General features: G+C 51.4%; 20 protein-coding genes. 8 read left to right on the top strand and 12 right to left on the bottom strand.

The genetic code is table 11. The features are described 5' to 3' along the window. Positions 1-7: 7 nt before the first annotated feature. Positions 8-2119 carry a hypothetical protein gene (locus JWZ98_RS21205; RefSeq protein WP_205451731.1) on the bottom strand — a complete coding sequence of 704 codons (2112 nt, stop codon included), beginning with the start codon at positions 2117-2119 and terminating at the stop codon, positions 8-10. 295 nt (positions 2120-2414) lie between these two features. Here JWZ98_RS21205 and JWZ98_RS21200 point away from each other — a divergent pair, with 295 nt between their 5' ends. Together JWZ98_RS21200 and JWZ98_RS21195 are read left to right on the top strand one after the other, a co-directional pair. After that, a complete protein-coding gene (locus JWZ98_RS21200; protein ID WP_033158255.1) occupies positions 2415-2621 on the top strand; it encodes a cold shock domain-containing protein in 207 nt (68 codons plus the stop codon). A gap of 213 nt (positions 2622-2834) precedes the next feature. Further along, entirely contained in the window at positions 2835-3101 is a 267-nt protein-coding gene (locus JWZ98_RS21195; RefSeq protein ID WP_020484270.1) for a hypothetical protein, read from the top strand. Positions 3102-3326: 225 nt separating this feature from the next. Here JWZ98_RS21195 and JWZ98_RS21190 read toward each other — a convergent pair whose 3' ends face one another. After that, on the bottom strand, positions 3327-4013 hold the full coding sequence (locus JWZ98_RS21190; RefSeq protein WP_205451729.1) for a zinc ribbon domain-containing protein: 687 nt from the start codon (positions 4011-4013) through the stop codon (positions 3327-3329). A gap of 256 nt (positions 4014-4269) precedes the next feature. Here JWZ98_RS21190 and mutY point away from each other — a divergent pair, with 256 nt between their 5' ends. The 3 genes from mutY (at position 4270) to JWZ98_RS21175 (ending at position 6290) form a co-directional block, all read left to right on the top strand. Continuing rightward, positions 4270-5337, top strand: a complete 1068-nt coding sequence (gene mutY / locus JWZ98_RS21185) for an A/G-specific adenine glycosylase (RefSeq protein ID WP_205451727.1) — start codon at positions 4270-4272, stop codon at positions 5335-5337. After that, entirely contained in the window at positions 5321-5590 is a 270-nt protein-coding gene (locus tag JWZ98_RS21180; protein WP_205451726.1) for an oxidative damage protection protein, read from the top strand. Before mutY ends, JWZ98_RS21180 begins: the two co-directional genes overlap by 17 nt. Positions 5591-5744: 154 nt before the next feature. Then, positions 5745-6290 carry a hypothetical protein gene (locus JWZ98_RS21175; RefSeq protein WP_205451724.1) on the top strand — a complete coding sequence of 182 codons (546 nt, stop codon included), beginning with the start codon at positions 5745-5747 and terminating at the stop codon, positions 6288-6290. A 57-nt stretch (positions 6291-6347) separates the two neighbouring features. On the opposite strand, the gene JWZ98_RS21170 is transcribed toward JWZ98_RS21175, so the two are convergent. The 7 genes from JWZ98_RS21170 to aceE form a co-directional block, all read right to left on the bottom strand. After that, positions 6348-6794, bottom strand: a complete 447-nt coding sequence (locus tag JWZ98_RS21170; protein ID WP_033158250.1) for a hypothetical protein — start codon at positions 6792-6794, stop codon at positions 6348-6350. 96 nt (positions 6795-6890) lie between these two features. Further along, positions 6891-8306, bottom strand: coding sequence for a dihydrolipoyl dehydrogenase (gene lpdA / locus JWZ98_RS21165; RefSeq protein ID WP_205451722.1), 1416 nt, complete (start codon positions 8304-8306; stop codon positions 6891-6893). Between the two features lie 73 nt (positions 8307-8379). Next, positions 8380-9132 carry a hypothetical protein gene (locus JWZ98_RS21160; protein ID WP_051670268.1) on the bottom strand — a complete coding sequence of 251 codons (753 nt, stop codon included), beginning with the start codon at positions 9130-9132 and terminating at the stop codon, positions 8380-8382. A gap of 5 nt (positions 9133-9137) precedes the next feature. Beyond that, on the bottom strand, positions 9138-10388 hold the full coding sequence (locus JWZ98_RS21155) for an AAA family ATPase (protein ID WP_205451720.1): 1251 nt from the start codon (positions 10386-10388) through the stop codon (positions 9138-9140). A 241-nt stretch (positions 10389-10629) separates the two neighbouring features. Further along, positions 10630-10812, bottom strand: coding sequence for a hypothetical protein (locus JWZ98_RS21150; RefSeq protein ID WP_205451718.1), 183 nt, complete (start codon positions 10810-10812; stop codon positions 10630-10632). 33 nt (positions 10813-10845) lie between these two features. After that, the gene (gene aceF, locus JWZ98_RS21145; RefSeq protein WP_205451717.1) at positions 10846-12141 is read right to left on the bottom strand and encodes a dihydrolipoyllysine-residue acetyltransferase; all 1296 of its coding nucleotides are present in this window, start codon (positions 12139-12141) and stop codon (positions 10846-10848) included. Positions 12142-12154: 13 nt separating this feature from the next. Further along, positions 12155-14827, bottom strand: a complete 2673-nt coding sequence (aceE, locus tag JWZ98_RS21140; protein ID WP_205451715.1) for a pyruvate dehydrogenase (acetyl-transferring), homodimeric type — start codon at positions 14825-14827, stop codon at positions 12155-12157. Between the two features lie 284 nt (positions 14828-15111). Between aceE and JWZ98_RS21135 the strand changes: the two genes are divergently transcribed. Beyond that, positions 15112-15723, top strand: a complete 612-nt coding sequence (locus JWZ98_RS21135) for a VPLPA-CTERM sorting domain-containing protein (RefSeq protein ID WP_205451707.1) — start codon at positions 15112-15114, stop codon at positions 15721-15723. 62 nt (positions 15724-15785) lie between these two features. On the opposite strand, the gene JWZ98_RS21130 is transcribed toward JWZ98_RS21135, so the two are convergent. Together JWZ98_RS21130 and JWZ98_RS21125 are read right to left on the bottom strand one after the other, a co-directional pair. Then, a complete protein-coding gene (locus JWZ98_RS21130) occupies positions 15786-17939 on the bottom strand; it encodes a retention module-containing protein (RefSeq protein WP_205451705.1) in 2154 nt (717 codons plus the stop codon). 112 nt (positions 17940-18051) lie between these two features. Then, entirely contained in the window at positions 18052-19656 is a 1605-nt protein-coding gene (locus JWZ98_RS21125) for a protein adenylyltransferase SelO (RefSeq protein WP_205451692.1), read from the bottom strand. Between the two features lie 110 nt (positions 19657-19766). Here JWZ98_RS21125 and bamE point away from each other — a divergent pair, with 110 nt between their 5' ends. Both bamE and JWZ98_RS21115 read left to right on the top strand, forming a co-directional pair. Further along, a complete protein-coding gene (bamE, locus tag JWZ98_RS21120; RefSeq protein WP_026602570.1) occupies positions 19767-20111 on the top strand; it encodes an outer membrane protein assembly factor BamE in 345 nt (114 codons plus the stop codon). 12 nt (positions 20112-20123) lie between these two features. After that, positions 20124-21065 carry a peptidoglycan DD-metalloendopeptidase family protein gene (locus JWZ98_RS21115; RefSeq protein WP_205451690.1) on the top strand — a complete coding sequence of 314 codons (942 nt, stop codon included), beginning with the start codon at positions 20124-20126 and terminating at the stop codon, positions 21063-21065. Here JWZ98_RS21115 and JWZ98_RS21110 read toward each other — a convergent pair. Beyond that, positions 21062-23302: a PAS domain S-box protein gene (locus tag JWZ98_RS21110; protein WP_205451688.1), complete on the bottom strand. Its 2241-nt coding sequence runs from the start codon at positions 23300-23302 to the stop codon at positions 21062-21064. The genes JWZ98_RS21115 and JWZ98_RS21110 overlap by 4 nt on opposite strands. Positions 23303-23381 lie beyond the last annotated feature (79 nt).

Raw genomic sequence — 23381 nt, 5'->3', positions numbered from 1 at the left:
GCCTGACCTAACGGCTTGATCCGTAAGCATCCCGCAAAATCTGTTCCGCCGTTCGACCGCCCTCCTCCAAAGCCTGAGCTCTGGCGATGGATAAACCCAGGCCGTGCCCGGCGCCTATGCCTGCAAATTGCCAGATTTGACCATCGGCAGCAATTACCGAGTCAGGGCAAGAAGGTAGCTTCAGGGTATTACGAAAAATCTCGCAACTGAGCAGCTCTTCGCTGGTCGGATAAAATAAGCGGATAAACAACTCGCCGTCTTTGCGCCGTTCGCGGCGAATATCCAGAATTTGATTTTCCGCAAATGCCCGGCTTAGCTCGGCGCTTGAGAGCTGCCGTTGCCAGTGCTGATCACCGCCGTTGGCAAACGGCAACCAGTTCAATCCGGATTTGGCCGCCAGTTGGTCCAAAAGCGTCAGTAACGCAATATCCGTGTGGCTGCTGTGTCGCGGCTTGTCCTCAGGCGACTCGCCGAGATAGACCATGCAATGCGTGGTGTCGCAAAGTGAGCTTGATTCATTGTGCCTATGGCTGCCGTGACTGCCGTTCCAGGCAATCACGGCCCGCATCGCGTCGCGTGCACTGCCTGCTAAATTTTGGGCCTCGGCAGCCAATACGCCATCGACATAGCTGTCGACATCAGTTTCCAGCACGGTTACTCGGTGTTCATCAGTTTGTCGTAGAACACCTTTCACCACCCGCTCGGATCGGCTGCCCCGTGCGCTGGAAACGATCCTGATTTGCCCGCAAACCGTAAAGCGCCCGTGTTGGTTAGCCACTAACGGACAGTCCGGCTCCGCACTCCAGCTATCTGGATCGGTAGGCGTTAACAAACTAACCCTAACTGCCGCAAAGCGGCTGGGATAGTCGCGTTGCCAAGTGCTTAGGAAGGCGGCAGCTTTGCTTAATATTGCTGCGCCACTGACGCCGCGTTGCCGAAATATCGCCAGAAATACCGGGTGCGTAGCTGGCCAGGCTAGCATTAAGTGGCCTGCCAAGGGGTGGCCGTCAACAGTCGATACCGTGCCGGTTTTTGCTAGAACTTGAAGTTGGCGCAACAATTTTTTATCGGTTTCGCGTTGCCCCGCCAAGGTGGAGTTGGGCAGGATACCGTTTTGACTCAGGCCGCGAAAATATTCCGGCTTCGATAGCAAGGCCGCCCGCATTGTTAGTGCCAGTTCGGGCAAGTTGGTCTGTAAAGCAAAATCGCCGTCGGCGTTACGTTCGCCCAGGTAAGATCGCCAGGTCTGCAGGTCCGATGGTTCAGTTTGCGCCGGAAGTTTTTGGTCTTTAATGGGCGACAATAACAGACGATAGCGTTCGCCTTGAAATTGCTCGCGGCGCCGCAAAAGCTTTTCGGTATCGCTCGCCGCCAGTTCTGTACCTAGCAAATCCGGATCGGCTTGCGCCAATGCCGCCGCATAGGGAATTTTCAACAAGGAACCCGGGGGTAAGCGGCTGACTTGGTCGCCGCCGCTTACCAATATCCGCCCGGACAGCAGGCTCATCAACAGAAAGGAGCTATCCCCCGCATCATCAAATGCCTGACCAAGCATTTCATTTAATTTTGCCGACACGGCACACGGTTCGTTCGGCCAGCCGGTATTGACCAAGATTCGGGCCAATGCCTCGCGGTCATTGCTATCTAACTCGGCGCCTTGCCTAACCCGGTTTTTGATGCGTTGCAGTTCAAGCGATCCGGGCCAGTCTCCAGGTGCTAGGCTCGCCAATTCGCCGCTAAAATACATCGCCCCCGCTTCTTCAGCCCAAGCCGGTAAGCGGCCGCCACAGCTGCGATGACTGGCTTCGTGAAATAGTTCGTGACGCAGATATACCGCCTCGCTCAGCCCGCCTTGCGGTTGTTGCCGCAGATAAATACTGCCGGGCCGCCAGCCGCCGGCATGGCGGCCGCTAAATCCTCCATTGGTCAACGCGGGAAACACCCGCACCGGATCGTCCTCGCTAGGTATCTTGTAGCCTTGCGCCGCTAGTTCACTAACGGCAATAGTCGCGGCTTGTCTTAATTCAGCTTGCTGGGTTAGCGCCCCGAAAAACAAAATCGCCGCGCCAACATCAAACAAATATTGCCGTCTGATGCATCGCTTTAATGAAGCATTCATTGGTAGTTAAAGGTTTATGCTGAGCATGAGGAGTCCCGCAAATCGCCGAATAGCGAAGATAAGTCCAGAAGTATCTAAATATTGGATTTTACGATTTAAATTGACAATCAGTCGAATCAGCCTAGAATGCAAGTCAGCTAGAAAATACGATTTACCCTTTGTCTACCAGCTCGATGTCTCTTCAGTAGTCCTTCGTCCTAGTTTTTCATTAAGTAATTTCCACATTTACCAGCGTGACCCGCCTTACTTTAGCTAAGGCATTATCTAAATTTTAATAGGACTTATTATGTCTACAATGACAACTGGCGTCGTAAAATGGTTTAACGCAGACAAAGGCTTCGGCTTTATCGAACAAAAACAAGGCCCTGACGTTTTCGTACATTTCAAAAACATTCTGAACCCAAACAACAGCTACAGAACGCTGGACGAAGGTCAGCATGTACAGTTCAAATTGGGCCGCGGCCCTAAAGGCCCACAAGCCGAAGAAGTAACCATCGTTTAAAGATTAAGCCGTAGTTGCCAATTGGTACCTACGGCTTTTTTGTTAGATAGAGTGGAAATCAACCGCGGTTTCCACTTTCGTTCTTCCCCCGTTTCATTTCAACGCACTGGATTGCTTTTAAAAGCTTCTAGCAAAGCATTCAGCAGACTAAACTTTAATTGTCCGCAATGGTCCAAAAGACTTTGTAATTTTAATCAAGCAAAGAGGTGGGGCATGTCATTAAAAAACGAATTTGAAAGTTTGCTCGTTAATCTGGATTCGGTTCGCGAGGAATTGCAACTGAAGTTGCATCTGGCTTCAATGGATGCCAAGGATGAATTTGCAGAAGCGGAAAAACAGTGGTTGCAGATTAAAAGTAAAGCCGCTGAAATTGCCGACGAATCGATAGAGACTTCCGAAGAGTACATCGCCAAGGCCAAAATCGTTGGAGAGGAGTTGAAGGAAGCTTATCAGCGAGTAGCCAAGCGCCTTTCCGAGTGATCTGCCAAAACTCAAAAAGCTGGCAAATTTAATTTGGTACCAGCCTTGCCGCTAGTGCGGGCTGGTTCATAAGGCTATTGCCTTTGGTATGCAATAAGTTGGAACAGGTAGCCGGCAATTGTGCTGACCATGGCGGCTTGGAGCCTATCAACTCATCGGCGATTTTTGCTGTGTGGTCAAGCTATCGAATGAGCAACGCGACTTCAGCTGTAGATCTAGCTTTCCTCAGCTGTCCGTAACTGTTGTATTGCCAAGCTTAGATCCGCAATTTTGGCAATATTGTTGATCAACCGAAACATGCGCTTCGCACGCGGGACATGTATTGGATGATTGGGTTTTATGTCCGCAGGCATTACAAAAATGAGTATTTGCGCTAATGTCGGCGCCGCATTGCTGACAGGTCAGTTTTTGTTGGGGGAGAAGCCTTGATAACATTTCAACCAGCTTGGCAACGGTATCGACCAAGTAAGTTGCATGGCTATACGCCCTGACCACAAACCAAATACTGACACTTACGATCAGAATGATCGCGCTACTATGGTAAATCGTTCTACCTAAGCTATCGACGAACGGCGCCAATAATTCCCAAAACAATGCCTGTACGGTAATCAAAATCAACAGAGCGGTTAGTGGCTCAGCAATGCCCTTGGCAAACGACAACGCACCGCCGCTATTGGGAATGGCTTCTATCACGTAGCCGGCAAAAAAATAAAACAAGATTAATGCCGCCAGCCTGGCGAAAAACCAGACTACGGCCGCGGCCTTGAATACGCCGGCCACTTCCAATTCCGTCATTACCGGTACTAGTGTAATGAGCTGGCCTATTGTCAGGATGCTGGCAATGGTAATGAATAGCTGGGCGGCCCGCTGCCATGCGTTGCTAGATGAGGAAATCAGAGAAAACATAAGCATTGCAACTCCTGTTTGTAGGGGACTGAATTTGATCAATCATTTAGCTCGTTGGACGGGCTTGATTCCTTAAATAGAGAATATCACACAAAAAAGCGGATAATCTTCCTTGCTAAACAACCTGGCAGGGTACTCAAGCATTGTCTGGCTATTTCCGGCTCGGATATCACAGGCGCAAAACGGCTTTTGCCTTATCTAAATCCTTTACGGTACTATTCGGCGGCTATGCCTAATTGATTTTTCCCTTCCCCCAATCGACATGTCCCCCGAACAATTCCAACAAAAGCTCTTTAATTGGTTTGATAGCCATGGCCGCAAGGATTTGCCATGGCAACTGGACATTAATCCTTATCGAGTGTGGGTGTCGGAGATTATGTTGCAGCAAACGCAAGTAGTCAGCGTGATTGCATATTTCAATCGCTTCGTCGCCAGGTTTCCGACGGTGCAAAGCCTGGCAAGCGCAGAACTGGACGAAGTCTTACAGCACTGGTCCGGGCTTGGCTATTATGCGCGCGCCAGAAATCTGTACAAAACCGCGCAAATCGTTGCCGGCAATGCCGGCGTATTCCCGCAAACCGTCGCAGAGCTAAGTGCCTTGCCTGGCATCGGCCGCTCCACTGCGGGAGCGATACTCAGCATCGCTTGCGGGCAAAGCCAGCCCATATTGGACGGCAACGTCAAGCGCGTGTTGGCGCGGTTTCATGCCGTGCATGGCTGGCCAGGTGACAATAAAGTGGCTGCGCAGCTTTGGCAAATTAGTCAGCGCTATACGCCGACGCAAAGAACCGGCGACTACACCCAGGCAATGATGGATTTGGGCGCTACGCTCTGCACCCGTAGTAAGCCGCTATGCGAGATCTGTCCCGTTGCAGAAGGCTGTCAGGCCAGGCAGTTGGCCTTAGTAAAACAGTTACCAGGCTCCAAGCCTCGCAAGGACGTACCGGTCAAACAATTATATTTTTTGCTGCTGCTAGACAAGGAAAATCGGATTTTACTGGAAAGGCGGCCGCCGACCGGTATTTGGGGTGGGCTATGGAGTCTGCCGGAGTTTGCCGATCCCCAGGCTTTGCAAGACTGGTGCCTGCAACGCAATTACCGAATGCATGCGTTGCAGACTTTACCAGACCAGCGCCACAGTTTCTCGCATTATCATCTGGACTACACACCGATCCTGGCAAAGTTGGAAAACCCCATAAACAATGTGATGGAAGGCGAGCGGGCGGTTTGGTATAAAACCGCCGAGATTAATACTTTAGGTCTGCCGGCGCCGATCAAGCGTCTGCTGCAACAACATGTCACAGAGGATCAAAATGACGAGAATGATTAAATGCGTAAAACTGGGCGTTGAGGCTGAGGGTCTGGATGCGCCACCGTTTCCGGGTGTCAACGGCCAACGCATTTTCGAGCATGTGTCAAAACAGGCCTGGAAGGACTGGTTAGCGATGCAAACCATGATAATTAACGAGCAGCGGCTGTCCAGTTTCGATCCGGCTGCGAAAAAAATATTGGAAGCCGAGCGCGAGAAGTTTTTGTTTGCCGGTGGTTTCGAGTTGCCGGAAGGCTATGTGCCGAAAAAATAGTGCCGTTTGGGCTTTAGGCGCTTTGTCAGCTGGTTAGTATTTGCAAAGTTACGTGTATGGCTTTTGTATAGCGTTAATCCGGTTAAAAGGTTGACAAAAACACCGTGACTGGAAAGCTCGGGATGTATATTAAAACTATCATCCGGAGAAAAATATGAACGCAACTGTAGCACCTCAGATCCATGCCTTGCGCGCCGCTCTCAGCGACCACGTCCTGATGGGTAAAATAGTCGATGTGTTTTATGCAAAAATGCTGGACGACTATCGGATTAACCGCTTCTTCTTCACCCGCCCGGCTGCTGAGCAGGCTGATGCGCTAAAAGCCTATTTGAAAGCTTACTTCAATAGTTTCAATAGTGCCGATGAGAGAGTATTAGAGGCATTGGATGGGTATTTTACGGCAGCGTTTGCCCGCACCAACGCCAAACCGAGTTTGGTTACCGGCAACGATTTTGCCTTCCTGCTGGATATCGTTGGCGGGCAAGAGATAAGAAGCATCACGTTGTTAACGCCGGCTCATAGTTTTTTGATCAAGCTCGGTCCTGAAGATTTCCATTACGACATCGTGATGGAGCATTTGGCCGCCTCTTTAAAGCAATTGAATATCGCCGAAGATTTGGCTTATCAAATCCTGGCTTTGGCGGAGAAAGGTCGAGATGGCTTGTTGGCTAGAGGCGTAGAAGTTAAGAAAGCCGCTTGAATAGCGTTTTAGTGGTTCGGGTTTCGTTCGCTTAGGCATTGCCTAAGCGAACAATCACTAGCTGTCTTCCTTGATCATGGCAACAAGAAAATCTACGAAGCTCTGAATGGCTAAGCCGGTGCCCACTGCGGTTGCCATGTTTGCCAGTAATTTGCTGACAACACCCAAAAGTCTTTCAAGCAGTTTGTGGCCGCCGATAATTTCTATTCCGTAAAGCAAAAACTCGCCTAAAAAATGATTGATGACGGCGAGCTTTAGATTTAGCTGCGTTCCCAATAAGCCTTGCGCTAACAAGGTGTGGGTTTCAGCACGTTGCAAGCCGTCTTTTAACGCCGAAAAATTCGGATTAAGCTCGATCCAGGCTTTTTTATAATCGTCGCGAAATTTCGGCTGAAAATACTCGCCGTTATTTATCACCTTCTCTAAAAACTGCTGCAGAGCATCAACGAAATTCAGCAACCTTTTTCTGTCATCTTCGCCAGCCCCAAAGACAAATTTTTCCACTCGCTGTTCCTTCCTATATGATGTCGGCGTTCTCGCCAAAAAATAGCAGGCTGCCGTTTAACCCACTCACGAATTTTGCGTTTAGCAAAATAAGCACTATTTCTTTACATACAGGTCGGTAATCGTCCCCTCTATCATTTCCGCCGCAAATGCAAAGGTTTCCGATAAGGTTGGATGCGGATGGATGCTGAGGCTGATGTCGGTAGCGTCCGCGCCCATTTCCAAAGCCAACACAGCTTCAGCCACTAATTCGCCGGCACCTGGCCCGGTAAAGCCGGCGCCGAGAACACGGCCGGTGGTTTTGTCGGTCAGGATTTTGGTAATACCTTCACTACGGCCCAGCGCCAGGGACCTACCACTGGCGGCCCAAGGGAATACGGCTTTGTTGAATTCCACGCCTTGCTGCTGCGCCTGGGTTTCGGTTAGGCCCATCCATGCTACTTCGGGATCGGTATATGCTACCGAAGGAATGGTCAGTGCATCGAAACCGGCTTTATGGCCAGCGATGACTTCTGCAGCGATTTTACCTTCGTGCGTGGCTTTGTGGGCCAGCATCGGGTTGCCGACGATGTCGCCGATTGCGAAAATATTGTTGACGTTGGTACGGCCTTGCTTATCGACCGGGATAAAACCGTGCTCGTCGACGTTCACGCCGGCTTTATCGGCGTCTATCAGTTTACCGTTGGGGCGGCGACCGACTGCCACCAATACCGCATCGAACACTTCGGATTCCGGTGCGCCTTTGCCTTCCATCGTGACTTTAATGCCGGCATCGGTAGCTTCCATCGCCTTAACGCTGGTTTGTAGCCACAGGTTTTCATACTGCTTTTTGATTTTGCGTTGCAGTGGCGTGACCAAGTCTTTGTCGCAGCCGGGGATAATCTGATCCATCAATTCTACCACGCTGATTTTCGAACCCAGCGCATGGTAAACAGTCGCCATTTCCAGGCCGATAATCCCGCCGCCGACGATCAATAGTTCTTCCGGTACTGATTTCAATTCCAGTGCGTCGGTGGAATCCCAAACGCGAGGATCGTCATGCGGAAAGCTGGGGATTTTGGTTGGCTGCGAGCCGGCGGCGATGATGGCATTGTCGAAGGTGACGGTTTGCACGCCGGCCTCGCTGGTCACCGTTAAGCTGTTGGCGGTGGCAAATTTACCCACGCCATGGATTACAGTGACTTTACGTTGCTTGGCCAGTTTGCCCAAGCCTTGATTCAGGCTTTGGCTGACGCTTTGTTTCCAGGCACGAATTTGGTCCAAGTCAATGTTTGGCTTGCCGAAACTGACGCCGTGTTCCGCCATCGCTTCCGCTTCATGAATCACTTGGGCTGTATGGAGGAGGGCTTTGGAAGGAATGCAGCCAACATTTAAGCAAACACCGCCCAGAACCGGATAGCGTTCGACCAATACCACTTGTTTGCCCAAATCAGCGGCACGGAAGGCAGCGGTGTAACCGCCGGGGCCGCCGCCAAGAACCAAGACTTCGGCGTGTGTAACGGAATTAGTCATAGGATTTGTCTCCAGTGAGGATGTCTATTTAGGTTATTTTATCAATTCAAAATCGTCCGGCAGGCTTAAGCCGTCAGTGTAATGCCGGTAATTGTGCATTTATCATGGCCGAATATTCCGCCGTTGGTAATATCGCTTCGGCAATTATTTGTTTTGCTTGCGCGGCTACCGATTGAAGTTCAGTGTTTTCGAGTTGCTTGTTCGCAAGTTTTATCACCGCAATTAATTGATTAATCAACGCAAGGTGGCTACGCCGCTTTTCATTCAACGCTTCTCTATCTAATCCCACAACAGCAATCGTTGCTTTGCCGTAGATATTGCCGTCAATCGCATAGGGAATCTCTTGCCGAAAGCCGATATATTGCCGAGGATCGGTGGCGGAAGGGTTGATTAACAGTGGCTGTTCCAACGTAATGTCGTCGTGGTGGTTAAGTGCTCGCTCCTGCGGGTCCAACAAAGGAAACAGATTTTTCTTAAATTGTTGATTGCATAAGGTGCAGCTCAGTAACAAGTTTTCCCAAGTATAAGGCAACCAATAATAGCCAGGAGCATGAAATTCGTCCTGTTCCGCTTGTTTGTAGCCGCCCTTGGGCCGGTAATGCTCCACATCGCCATAACTAATATGGGAAATTTTCGACTCGCAAAAACAGCACTTGTCACACTGCATTTTTAATAACGCGGTTTTAACGGTGGGATTTCCGTAAATCGCACTATCGAATTTAAATTCGCGTTTGCCAGCATCATAAGCCTCACAAAAAGCCTGTTGTTCTGCTTTACCCTTGTTTTGCAATACGGCGGGTTCCTGGCTGCGCTGGATAAAAATCATCGGACCTATTTCAACAGCTCCGCCGCACGGCGAATAATATTCATCGCGTCAATATCTTCGGGGGTTTCCGCTGTGGGCAGTTCTCCTATTTGACATTCCAGTTCAGACAATTTGGCTTGATCGGTATCGGTCAATTGCGCTTGGCTCAAAATCTGCCGGCGTTGGTTCAACAGGTTTTCATAATGCGGCGAACGGGCGCTGGGCAAATCGAACAAGTCGCTGATTAATAACTGGTCGATACGCCAACCTTTGACGTCTTGCGGATGTTGATGAATTTTAACCGAGTCGCCTTCGCGCTTAAGCACCACGATATTGGCATTTTCCGCAGCCTGCACGATTAAGGGGCTATGGGCGGTAACAATAAACTGAGTATTGACGAAACGTTCGCTCAAATAAGCCATGATCGTTCGCTGCCATTTGGGATGCAGGTGCAGGTCGATTTCGTCGATTAACACAACAGCCGGTTCGGCGATGGGGTTGGGGCTGTTGGGATAATGTTTGAATAATTGGGCTGCCAAATCCACCATCCAGGCAGTCATGGTTTGATAGCCAAGACTGAGCTGAGATAACAACAGCCAGCCGTCGGGCAGATTGAATTCGACTCTGGGGTTTGGTGACTTTTCGCTGGGCGTCGAAATGCGAATATCGCTGACATCTGGCAATAAAGCAATCAGCGTGTCTCTGATAATCGTCAGGCGGTTTTTATAGATTTTCTGAATTTCAGACGGTTTATTGGCGATGTAATCGGTTTGTAAGAGCCATTCTTCGGAATTGATCAACTCATCTTCATCACCGATAGATAATTCTTCGGTACCTTCACCAAAATCGAACTGATATTTTTTTTCTAATCTCCTGCTTGCACTATAAACAAACAGCGCTTGTTTATATTTAAGATACGGTGGCTTTGTTAGATCGATAGGTCCTTTAATAGGCGGCTTAAGTCGATGTCGTTCTTCGAGAAGCTTATCCTCAGTAAATTTCAGACCATTGCCAATTGAATACGTGAATTCGATGTAAGGATTAATAGAGGGATTTCTTGCCAGACTTTGCTTTATCCTGATTCCTTGCTTTGAGTTAGTCAACGCATCCAATAGAGTCGATTTCCCCGTGCCATTGTCCCCCAATATCACCGTCCACTGCGCAGGCCTGCCGCTGCCATCCGACAAATCCAGTGTCTGTTTCTCGGCAAAACAGCGCACGTTTTCCACCGATAACGACAGGAAATAAACGCCTTGATTGCTAGGATTTTCGGCCATGACTTTGACTACTCGCTATTAAAATGCCGATTTTCACGAGATTGGTCTCAAACAAAGGGATTGATTAGCTGTAAACCGTTCGGTGTACCCAACTTTTCGCTGCAGATTGTTGCAGACCTCGTTCACGACTTGAGTGCTAAGCATTACGCCGGGCTGTGCGATAACCTTTAAAGCTTGTTGGTGTTTGGGCGAACTCTCATCCATGAAAGCATAAAGCCAGACGTTGGAGCCGACAAAACAGTTAACGCTCATACACCGCTTCGCGCGGCAGCGGCTCGAATGGTTTAACCAAGCGAGGCGCTAACGGCGCTGATTCCTTAAGGTCTTGTTGTTGCCCCGCGTATTTTTGCAACAAAAATTGATAAAAATCCTCCAATTCGTGCCTGGCAAAATCCGGTAGTTTATCTAAATTCAGTGTTTGCATACTGGGCCTCCCAAGAAAGTTGATCCTTGCCGTTTACAGCAACAAGCGCCGAATGTCGCCCAGATAAGATTTCAATGCTTCCATGAAACGCGCGCCCTCGGCGCCGTCTATGACGCGGTGGTCGTAGGTGATGTCCAGCGGCAGCATCAGTTTCGGTTCGAATTCCTTGCCGTTCCACACCGGTTGTATCTTGGAGCGAGTCACGCCCAAAATTGCTACTTCCGGGGCGTTGACGATAGGCGTAAACGCGGTGCCGCCGATGCCGCCCAAACTGGAAATGGTCATGCAACCGCCCTGCATGTCGGCTGGTTTCAACTTGCCGGTTCTGGCCAATTCGCTTTTTTCGGCGAGTTCGGCGGACAGCTGAAAAATACCTTTTTTATCCACATCGCGAATGACCGGTACGACCAGACCATTTGGAGTATCGACAGCAATACCAATGTGGAAGTATTTTTTGAAATACAGTTTGTCACCTTCCGGTGATAGCGAGCTGTTGAACGCCGGATATTTCTGCATCGCGGCGACCAAGGCCTTCATGATGAAAATCAGGCCGGTAACTTTGACAGCATCCTTCGCCAGGCCGGCGTTGACCGACTTGCGGAAGTCTTCCATCGCGTCGATGGCCACTTCGTCGTGATACGTTACCAATGGCAAATTCAACCAGACGCGAGTCAGATTTTGGCCGGTCAGACGCTTGATTTTGCTGAGCGGTTTTTCCTCGATTTCGCCGAATTGGGTGAAATCAACGGCAGGAATAGCCGGAATACCTGCGCCACCACCGGTTGATCCGCCGGAGGCCATGACTTGCTTGACGAAGTTTTTGACATCCTCTTGCAGGATGCGGCCTTTACGGCCGCTACCGGTTGGGATTTTGCTCAGGTCCACGCCCAATTCGCGGGCAAACAGTCTGACGCTAGGTGTGGCGTGTGCTTTAAACCCTTCGTTACTTGTTAAGACCGGCGTAGCTGGCGCTGCGGCAGGTTGAGCGGGTTCTACTTTTGGGGCTTCCGCAACCGGAGCTGGGGCTTCTTCGATAGGTGCAGGCGTTACTGCCGGTGCCGGTTCGGCGGGAGCTGCGGGGGCGGCGTCGCCTACTTCCAGCGTGGCGATCAGTGTACCCTCGGAGACCTTATCGCCTGGTTTGATATGCACGGTTTTGATGGTGCCGGCCGCACTGGATGGTAAATCCATCGTCGCTTTATCCGTTTCCATCACTGCCAGGGTTTGCTCTACCGCGACCACATCGCCGGGCTGGATCAGCACTTCGACGATGTCGATTTCAGGGACATTGCCGACGTCGGGGACCTTTATTTCGATTACAGAACTCATATGTTGCTTTCCGTTAAATCAACCAAGGAGCGGTTGCGTCAGGGTTGATGTTGTATTTGGCAATCGCTACCTCGACTTTAGCGGCATCGAACTCGCCGGCTTGCGCCAGACTATGTAATGCGCCGACGGTAACGTGGTATCTGTCCACTTCGAAGAAACTCCGCAGCTTGGCACGGGTGTCCGAGCGGCCGAAACCGTCGGTGCCCAGCACCGTGTAAGTGCGTTTCACCCAAGGCCGAATCTGTTCGGCAAATACGCGCATGTAGTCGGTGGCGGCAATGATCGGACCCTTGGTGCTGTCCAGGCAATGCTCGATATGCGTGACACGCGGTTTTTCGGTCGGGTGTAAACGGTTCCAGCGCTCGCAGGTTTGGCCGTCGCGCGCCAGCTCGGTAAAGCTGGGGCAGCTCCAAATATCGGCGTCCACGCCCCAGTCATCGTGCAGCAGTTTGGCGGCTTCGATGACTTCGATGAAGATGGTGCCGGAACCCAGTAATTGCACCCGTGGTTTTTTGCTGTTGGGGCCTTTTTTGAACAAATACATACCTTTAAGAATGTCGGCTTCCGCGCCATCCGGCATGGCCGGCTGGTCGTAGTTCTCGTTCATCAGGGTGATGTAATAGAAGATGTCTTCCTGCTCGACATACATGCGGCGCAAGCCGTCCTGAATGATCACCGCCAATTCGCAGGCGAAGGTCGGATCGTAGGAATAGCAGTTTGGTACGGTGGCGGACATCAGATGGCTATGGCCGTCTTCGTGCTGCAAGCCTTCGCCGTTCAAGGTGGTGCGGCCGGCGGTGCCGCCCAGCAGGAAGCCGCGGGTACGTTGATCGGCAGCAGCCCAGATCAAATCGCCGACGCGTTGGAAACCAAACATGGAGTAATAGATAAAGAACGGAATCATCGGTACGCCGTGCGTCGAATACGCGGTACCGGCCGCAATCCAGTCGCACAGACCGCCGGCTTCGTTGATACCTTCCTGCAATACCTGGCCGTGTTTGTCTTCCTTATAAAACATCAATTGCTCGGCGTCTTGCGGGGTATACAACTGACCGACTTGCGACCAGATGCCCAATTGACGGAACATGCCTTCCATCCCAAAGGTGCGCGATTCGTCGGGCACGATAGGCACGACGCGTTTGCCGATCTGTTTGTCCTTGACCAGGATGTTCAGGATGCGGACAAATGCCATCGTGGTGGAAATTTCGTGGCCTTCGCCGGTGCCTTCCAGTAACGCTTTGAACGTTGACAGGGCCGGAATTTCCAGCGGATAGGACTTGGTACGGCGAGCCGGCAGATAGCCGCCCAGATCGACGCGGCGTTGACGCAGGTAATTCAGTTCGGCAGAGTCTTCCGCAAAACGCAGGTAAGGCAGATTGATCAATTCTTCGTCGCTGACCGGCAATTGATAGCGGTCGCGAATGTATTTGATCGATTCCATGCTCATCTTCTTTTGTTGATGGCTGGTGTTTTGAGCCTGTCCCGAGTCACCCATACCGTAGCCTTTGATGGTTTTGGCTAGAACGACGGTCGGTTGACCCGTGTGGTTAACTGCGGAGTTGAATGCCGCAAAGACTTTAATCGGGTCGTGGCCGCCGCGATTCAATTCCCAAATATCGCGGTCGGTGTAATCTTTAACCAATTCCTGCAACTCCGGGGTGTTGAAGAATTTTTCCCGGACATAGGCGCCGTCCTTGGATTTGAAAGTTTGATAGTCGCCGTCGACGCATTCCATCATGCGTTTGACGACCAGTCCGTCCTTGTCGCGGGACAAGATAGCATCCCAGCGCCGGCCCCAGATTACTTTGATAACGTTCCAGTTGGCGCCGCGGAAGTTGGCTTCCAGCTCCTGAATGATCTTGCCGTTGCCGCGTACCGGGCCGTCCAGACGTTGCAGGTTGCAGTTGACGACGAAAATCAGGTTATCCAGCTTTTCGCGACCGGCCATGCCGATAGCGCCTAGGGTTTCCGGTTCGTCGGTTTCGCCGTCGCCCAGGAAGGCCCAGACTTTGCGGCCTTCGGTGTTGGCAAAACCGCGGTTTTGCATGTAACGCATGAAGCGGGCTTGGTAAATCGCCATAATCGGACCAAGACCCATCGAAACTGTTGGGAATTGCCAGAAGTCCGGCATCAGCCAAGGGTGCGGATAAGACGATAAGCCGTTGCCGCCGACTTCCTGTCTAAAGCTGTCCATTTGTTCTTCGCTCAAACGGCCCAACAAAAAGGCGTGAGCGTAAGTGCCGGGAGCGGAATGGCCTTGCGAGAAAATCAGGTCGCCGCCGTGTTTGTCCGAAGGAGCGTTCCAGAAATGATTTTGACCGACATCGTACAAGGTGACGGCGGACGCGAAACTGGCGATATGGCCGCCGACATTGGTGTATTTGTTGGCGCGTAACACCATCATCATTGCATTCCAGCGCACGTAAGAGCGGATGGTGCGTTCGATGTCGGTGTTGCCGGGAAATTTGGGTTGCCTATCTATCGGGATGGTGTTGATGTAAGGCGTATTAGCCGAGAACGGAATGTCCATGCCGGCTTGTCTGGCGGTACTGAGCAGGGTTTCAATCAGAAAACTGGCACGTTCGCCGCCTTCTTTTTCTATCACCGCTTGCAGTGCCTCCATCCATTCTAGGGTTTCAGCAGGATCAATATCGTGTTTGGCGGCAATATCGGTATTGTTGGTCATTACGGAACCTTGGAAAACGTTGGATTAGCTTAAAAAGGATACCCGAAATGACTGGTTTGAGCATATTTTTTTAGTAATCCGCTACCGGCAAATCCGGCTAGAATCCAGGTAAAACCTGGATGTAGCCAAAAAACGCAGCGGTTTAGTTTTTCGAAACAGGCAAAAGGTTATTGTATGGTCAGAATTGCATTGAATTTAATGAGTTTCAGCCCTTAAGTACAGGTGGCTTTGCAAGCCGACATGACGTAAAATTTGTGCCAGTACTCATTTTTAAGGAAATCCCTATGCGTAATCAACTAGTTAAACCCTTGGTTGCCTTGTTTCTTTCTACGGCAAGCATAGAAGCTAGTGCTGGGCTGGTCAGTTTTACCTCCACTGAGTTCCAGCAAACCCTGGATGGACAGGTTTTTACTTTCGCTATTGATAATGCGCCTTTGGCGGATTTAGTGGCCGGCAGCTTCACTGTCCATGCGCGCGGAGATTACTCGATCAACGCATCTACTGCCAATCCTGAGAACATCGCCGTTACATTCGAAAGTGTGATCAGCAATCTGAAATTCGCTCCTATTGCTCCACCCGTTAACTCTAGTGCTGTCTTTGTTGACGCCAACAATTACAGCACGGTTACAAACGCCGATTTGGTCGAGTGGTCGCGGAGCACGCTGCTACCGGGTGCTTTATTGCAGAGTTGGACACAGGACAACAAAATTCTTATCACCTTGGTGCTGTCACCTGACGTGACCGCGGACTTGAATGCTGGACAAGGCAGCAACCCTTTTGTCCAAGCCACTATTACGTATACGACTTCGGCAGTACCTTTGCCGGCCGCAACATGGCTGTTTTTGTCTGGTCTGATTGGTATGGTAGGCTACGGAAAACAGCGCAAAGCAGATTAAAGCTGGTTCCCAGACAACAAAAAGCCGGCTTATGCCGGCTTTTTGTTGCGAAATGCGCTTGATTAATGAATAACGCTATCGGGGTGTTGCAAATCAGGCAGCACACTGCTGATGCCTGTATTGAGCAATGCGCCGGTATCGACGGTAAAGCTACCAACGCCGGTGCTATCGCCATCACCATCTGTTGCATTAAAACCAAATTGTAATTGCAGGTTTTGTGGCGCTACGCTGGTATATTGCAGGCCTCCCACCGCGAGCTTGCCAAAATTAACCTGGATTTCCAGCCTGTCGTATCCACCAACCACATCAATCGGGTCCGTAAGCCCACCTCCAGCAGGCGTGCTAAATACAACCGTTCCAGTATCAACTTGGGTTAGCCCCCTATAAGCTGTCCAGCTAAAAACATCCAAAGCACTACCAACATCGGCTTCATTGAGTTGTACCGAGTTTACTAATTGCGGAGATGTAATATCGAAACCGCCGACAGTACCAAACCTGTAGGTTATTACTTCCGATGCATCCAAAAATCTATCACCCACACCGACGTCATTGTTTGCTGAGTCGATAAACAAGTTGCTGCCCTCAACAAGCAGAGAATTCCCTACAGCAACTTTTCCGGCACCGAAAGCCAGCGCGGCGCTGCCAAAATCTAGAGTGGTGCTCGGCGCAGCAGGCAAATCCAAAACATCGTGCAATTCCAATTTGTACGCACCATCTACGGCGCCGTTAACTGTCGGCAGCAGCGAAAATACCATGCGGTCAGCGCTGAGGTCGGCAAATGTGGTCGTCAGGGCACCGTTATCGACAAAAGCATAAAGTTCTTGTAACTGGTCGCCGTTGCTATCGACAATCAAATAAGAAATACCGTCTGCTCGAGACGTTAACGCCCCATTATTGTTTGTCAAATTTACACCACCGGCACTCCCAAAGCCGTCAAAACCCAGATCGTAATCAATCAAGCCCGTTAATGTTTGACCTGCGGCATCTTGTAAATTCCCGTTGCTGTTTTTGACGAAGGGCGCATCATCAAACACGTTCGCACTAAACGTCGTATTGGCGACCCTTCCGTCCTGATCGGTTAACGTCGCGGAAAATGTAAAGCCAATAGCCGGCGATTCCGGTGCGCCCGTGTTTATGTGGGTCAAAGCGTTTAGCAAGGTAAAGGTATAACTGTCATTGTTCACAACGACCTGATAAGAGCCGTCGCTGGCTGTCAGGGTTTGTGTAGCGGCGTCCCAGGTTGCCCCGCTGGCCGACAAGACAACCGATGTTGGTGCTTGGCCGTTAATACGCAGAGTGCCGGTCTCGGCAGGGGGTAAGCTAGCGTCACTTTCGTCCACGATGACGTCGCTGACAGTGACAGTAGGCACGTAAACAATGCTGACCTCGGCAGGATTGGACTCCAGGCCCAAATCATCCTCGACGGTGTAGGTGATCAGAGTCGGATTGCCGGTAAAACCGGGGGTTGGCGTAAAAGTAATCGAGCCTGTAATCGTGTCGACAGTCCAAATACCCTGGCCAGGCACAACTAGTGGTTGACCGGGTCCATTACTGCCGACGATTTGCACGCTGGCGGGGTTGAGCGTGCCATCCGGGTCATTGTCGTTGCCCAGCACGTTGATCGTAACACTGCTGCCGGGTGTTAAGCCTGTAACGCTGTCATTGCCTGCAATCGGCGGCTGGTTGCCGGAGGTTGCAGCGGCCTGCTCCGGATTCAAAATCAAAACTTCGGGCACAATCGGCGGAAATGCGACATTGGGACCGGTGGTATCGAAACCATTCGTGACCGGTGCTACAGGGTTGAGATATTCGACGATAACCGGCACATGGCCTTCGTTACCTGCCCCAGGCGCGCCTCCTGCTGCCGGCGCACCGCCAGCGGCAGTCGCTTCAGCTATTGTGGTTGGATCGGCGCCGGCCAGTAAGGCCGCCTGAATATCTTCCGCGCTGGGACCGGCGGGTGTCGGATTCTGGGTGATCTGACCCGGCTCGCCTTGTTCCTGCAGCGCTGCAGCAAGCTGCATGCTGTCGTTGCCGCCCATATCAATAAACGAGCCATTGGCAAGTTGTATCATCACCGTGCTGCCGTCGGCAGTGGTCAAAAGATCGGTTGGGTAAACGCGGTCGCCGACCTGCAAAATACGTTTACTGCCGTCGGCGGCAATGGCGGTAACGGTGCCAGTTGCGATTTTAACGATGCCGATTTCTTTGGCCATGCTTTGCTCCGAAGTTTATTCCAAATAAATAACGTGATTTTGTGACCGAATAATAAGCTAATTTGAACAAGTTGACATAGTACCTTGGTTCGAAATTTGCCGAGACGAGTCGTTAGGAGCTGCAGGACAGCATGGAGCAGCCGGCGCGCTGCTTAGCCCAATCGGGCCGTTTAGCGGCAAAACTCTGTTTATCCGCTTGTTCGGCGTAAGGGTGGCGCAGCACTTCGAGTAACTCCTGGACTAAAGAAAAATCGCCTTGTTCGGCTTGGTCAATAGCCAATTGCGCCAGATAATTACGCAATACGTATTTCGGATTGACCGCGTTCATCGCTGAACTGCGATCCAGCGGTAGCCTGCCGTCGCGCTGACTGCGCAGGCGATAAATGGCGAACCAGCGGCTAGCTTGTTCCATGAGGTCGTCGTTCAACGGCTCGTAGCTGGTACGCTGCAACAGCGCTAAAAATTGCGCCGGCGAATTCGATTCCGCGCTGACATCGACGTCAGCCAGCTGCCGATAAAACAAAGTCATATCGGTTTCAGCGGCTTGCATGAGCTGGGTTAAGTCGTTCACCAAGGTCTCGTCTTCGCTGGGCTCGAACCTTGTTAGGCCCAATTTGGCGGCCATCATCGCCTGCCAGCCGGCGTCGAAGGTGTCGGTATAAGCCGATAAAGCTTGTTGCAAACTTTCGGCGCGCATAATCAAGGGATACAAGGCATTGGCGAGCTGGACCAAATTCCAATAGGCGATTTTCGCCTGATTGCCGAAGCGGTAACGGCGGCCTTGCGCATCAGTGGTGTTGGGGGTCCAGTCCGGATCGTAGTTTTCCAGCCAGCCGTATGGGCCGTAATCAATGGTCAGGCCCAGGATGGACATGTTGTCGGTATTCATCACGCCGTGCACAAAGCCGACCCGCTGCCAGTGCACGATCATTTCGGCCGTCTTGCGGCACACTTGTTTAAACCATTCCAGGTAGACGGGAATCGATGGCTCACCCAACTCCGGAAAATCGGTACGAATGGTGTAATCCACCAGTTTTTTCAGCGAGTCGATGTCATCGCGCGCGGTGAATATTTGAAAACTGCCGAAGCGGGTAAACGACGGAGCCACCCGGCAGACCACCGCGCCAGGTTCCATTTGCGGATTACCGTCGTAAAACATATCACGCACCACCTGTTTGCCGGTCAGGATCACACTTAAGGCGCGGGTGGTCGGCACACCGAGATGATGCATGGCTTCGCTGCACAAAAACTCGCGTATTGAAGAACGCAGAACCGCCAAGCCGTCGGCGCTGCGGGAATATGGCGTCACGCCCGCGCCTTTCAGTTGCAAGGTGTAGCGTTGCTTATGCTGATTAACCACCTCGCCCAAGTTGATGGCTCGGCCATCGCCGAGTTGGCCGGCCCAATGGCCGAATTGATGGCCGCCGTAGCACATCGCATACGCTTCCATGCCTTTTGCCAGTCTGCTGCCGGCGAATACTTGGCAAAAATCTTCCGTTTCACAGGTTTCGGCGGATAAGCCCAAATCTTCCGCGACTTCTCTGGAATAAGCGACCAATCTGGGTTGCTGCGCCGGCGTCGGATTGGCCCGGGAATAGCAGGCTGCATAAACTTGGCGCCGAAAATTATCCGGTTCGGGATCACCAGGCAACTCGCGGATAAAACGATTGTCGAAGTTCAGATTATCGAGGGCTGAATTGTGGTTTTCGGTAGGCATGATGACATCTTATCGGAGGCTAAAAAATTTTCGAATCGCGGCTGGAACCGGCTAAGATAAGCCACTAGCAGCTAGTTTATATCAATCAACTTTTCAATCAGGGAATACCAATGAACAATTTTCTTGCAAAACGCGGACCACGCGCTTTTGGCTTTAGTTCACTCCTATTAGTCGCCAGCCTTGCGACGACGCAACTGACCGGTTGCTTTACTGTCGGTCAAGAGTTTTCCCCCGTCAGAGTGCCGGAAATCAAGGTCGGCCAAACCCGTAAGCAAGATATTACCGAAATGTTCGGCACGCCTTGGCGCACCGGTATGGAAGATGGTAAGCCTACCTGGACTTACGGGATCTACAAATATGCCCTGTTCGGCGGTAACGATTCCCAGGATTTGCTGATTCGCTTCGACGCGCAAGGCGTAGTGCGGTCTTACACCTTTAGTTCTACCCGCAAATAATCGTGGCGACCGGTGTTTGCTCGCGGTATTTTAGCGATTTCGCTGTTACTGGCGTCCAGTAGCGGCGTAGCTAAAAAGCTTTATAAATATCAGGATGCCGAAGGTACCTGGTTTTTTACCGATCAGGCCCCCGCATCGAATCAGCCGGTAGCAGTCAGGCAGTTGAAAGCCGCCAATCCTAAGCGCGTTTGGCTGGAAAAAACGGCCGATGATTTGCAGCCGAGTTTTTTTGCGCTGAACGCCTATCCGGGGCCTATCGAACTGGCAGTTGATTGGCGAGAACGGGAAAATGTCAGCGCCAATCCGGATTTGCCGCGCCGCTTTGTCGTTGAATCCGGACAGTCCGGCAGCTTGTTCTCGCTTATTCCCAACCAGAGCGCCGGATTTTATAGTGTCAATCTGCAATACAGCTATGTGGTTGGGCGGCCTTTACCCGGCTATGTGAGTCAAACCCTTTATAAACCACCTTTGCCGGCCGGTGCACAGTTTCAAATTACCCAAGCTTTTAATGGACCATACAGTCATAACGATGAACAGAATCGTTATGCGGTAGACATCATGATGCCGGTTGATACGCCGGTTTACGCAGCCCGGGGCGGTATCGTGCTGGAAGTGGAAAATGACTATACCAGTCATGGCACTAGCCAGGCTTACGCCAGCAAGGCTAACAGTATCAGGATCTTGCATGAGGACGGCTCCATGGCTGTGTACGCGCATTTGGCTCTGGAAAAAGCCCAAGTCACGCCAGGAATGCGGGTGGCAACCGGGCAGCTGATCGCTTACTCCGGCAATACCGGTTTGACGACCGGGCCGCATTTGCATTTTGCGGTTCAGATCAATCGCGGTATGGAGCTGATCTCCGTACCGTTTCAATTTACCGACGTGAACGGTCTGGCGATGGAGCCAAGGCTTGGCCTGTGGTTGTCCGGGCCGGCGGCTGCCGCCGGTAATTAGCCATCGGCTTTGGGTCTGAAAAACCGAAAGCAGCCCCGCCCCGCGCATTTGGCTTGATACATGGCATTGTCGGCGTTTTTCATCAGGCTATTTGCCTCCAGGCCGTCATCGGGATAAACGGCAATGCCGATACTGGAAGAAATATCCAGCGTGTGTTGTTGAATCACAAACGGCTGATTCAGACTGCTTAAGATGTTTTCGGCCACCAGCCCGGCCGCGGAGTGTCGGTCCAATTGGCTGAGTAAAATCACAAACTCATCGCCGCCCAAACGCGACACGGTATCCGTTTCCCGCTTGATGCACGCTTCCAGGCGATTCGCCACCTCTTTCAGCAATAAGTCGCCGACATCGTGGCCGAAGCTGTCGTTGACCGGCTTGAATTTATCCAGGTCCAGATAGAGCAAGGCCAGCAAACTGCGTTCGCGTCTGGCCTGAGCGATAGCCTGATGCAAGCGGTCGATCAGCAAGGTACGATTGGGCAAGTCGGTTAGTGCGTCGAAGTGGGCCAGATGATGAATGTGTTGCTCTATGGCTTTACGCGCCGTTATGTCCATCATCGTGCCGACATAATGGGTTATCTTGCCATCCGGGTTTTTCACGGCGCTAATGGTGAGCCATTCCGGAAATATATTGCCGTTCTTGCGCCGATTCCAGATTTCACCTTGCCAGACGCCTTTGTTATCAATGGATTGCCACATTTCGGCAAAAAACAGCGCATCGTGAATGCCGGAATTGAGGATATTCATTTTTTGACCGATGGCCTCTTCGCTGGAGTAGCCGGTAATCTCGGTAAAGGATTTATTCACCTTTAAAATGACGGCATCGGCATCGGTAATCATCATGCCCTCCTGCGATTCAAAAGCGGTCGCGGCAATCCGCAGTTCGGTGTCCAGGCGTTTGCGTTCGCTAATATTTTGCGCGAAGGTAAAACTCAGTTCCAAGCCATTGTGAGCGATATAGTGGCAGGTGAGCTCAACCGGGAAAATCGTGCCGTCCTTACGTCGATGGCGGCTTTCGTGGCTGACAATTTCACAGTCGCGCAAGCGCTGCCAAATGTTTGACCAGGCGCTGGCCAAAAGGTCCGGATCGAATTCCCAGGGTGCCATACCCACCAGTTCGTCCCGCGAATAGCCCAAGGACTGGCAAGCGTAATCGTTGACGTACGTCACCATGCCCTTCGGATCAAGACAGAAGAAAGCGGTCTTGCTTTTATCGACCATGGTTTTGGCCAGCCACAACTCGTTTTCGATCTTCTTTAGCTCGGTGATGTCATCGTATACTCCCAATACCCCGATGGTTTCGCCCAAACTATTGCGCAGTGGCGCTTTCGATGTTCTCAGTAGAATCTCTTTGCCCTCAGGCGTGGTTTGCGGCTCTTCGTAAGCCAGCTTAGGCAGATTGGATTGCATGACCTGGCGGTCGTCGGCACGATAGCGCAAAGCCTGGTTTCGCCAGGATAGTTGCTGATCGACTTTACCGAGGAGGTCTTCGGTTCTCGTGAAACCGCCATCTCGCGCGAACTGCGAGTTGCAGCCGAGATAGCGCGAGTGCAGGTCTTTCCAAAATACCCGCATGGGTATGGTTTCGATCACCGATTGCAGCAAGCTGCGCGACTCGGCGAGCGCGTTCATTGCATTGATGCGTTTGGAAATATCGTAGAGCAATACCAGTTGCATTTTCTTGCCGGCCCCACCTATGCGGGTAGCGGTGGTCATGACGTGCTTGTTCAGACCGTTTTTGCAACGAACTTTGATTTCCAGGGGATGAAATTCTTGGTCGTCATTTTCGAAGCGCTTTTGCCATTCCGCGCCAATCGTTTCACGGTAAACAGGATCGGGGAATGCCTGTAATTGCCACGCGGGCAGGTTGGGAATATCCCGGAGCCGGTACCCGAAGACCTTGGTAAATTCCGGGTTCAGCATTTGCAGATTGCGCTTGTCGTCGAATAGCGCCAGTGGAATGGGGAGTGCGGTGACAATAGTGCTTAATTGGATATTGTCGTCGTTCAAACTGCTCAACTGGTCTAAAAAAACAATGATCATCGCGCAGATCAAAGAGGCGACCAGTAGCGAAGCGACCAAGCCGGTAAGTAGATAATCGAAGCTGATTTCGCCTTTCAGCAGCCATTCCATTATCGCCACAATCGATTCGGTGAGCATTGTCGCCAGAGCAACCGAAATCAGCCAAAGCTGGTATTTATTGATACGCTGTAACCGGCTGAGAAGGATGTATTTCAAACTAGGCTTTAAGTACTTATTCGGCTGAAACGCGCAGTCGTTGACGAGATTTTTTGTACGCTAAAGCTTACATCTTTGT

Source organism: Methylomonas sp. EFPC1, assembly GCF_016925515.1.
Lineage (GTDB): Bacteria > Pseudomonadota > Gammaproteobacteria > Methylococcales > Methylomonadaceae > Methylomonas > Methylomonas defluvii.
This window is presented reverse-complemented; position numbering and strand designations above follow the sequence as displayed.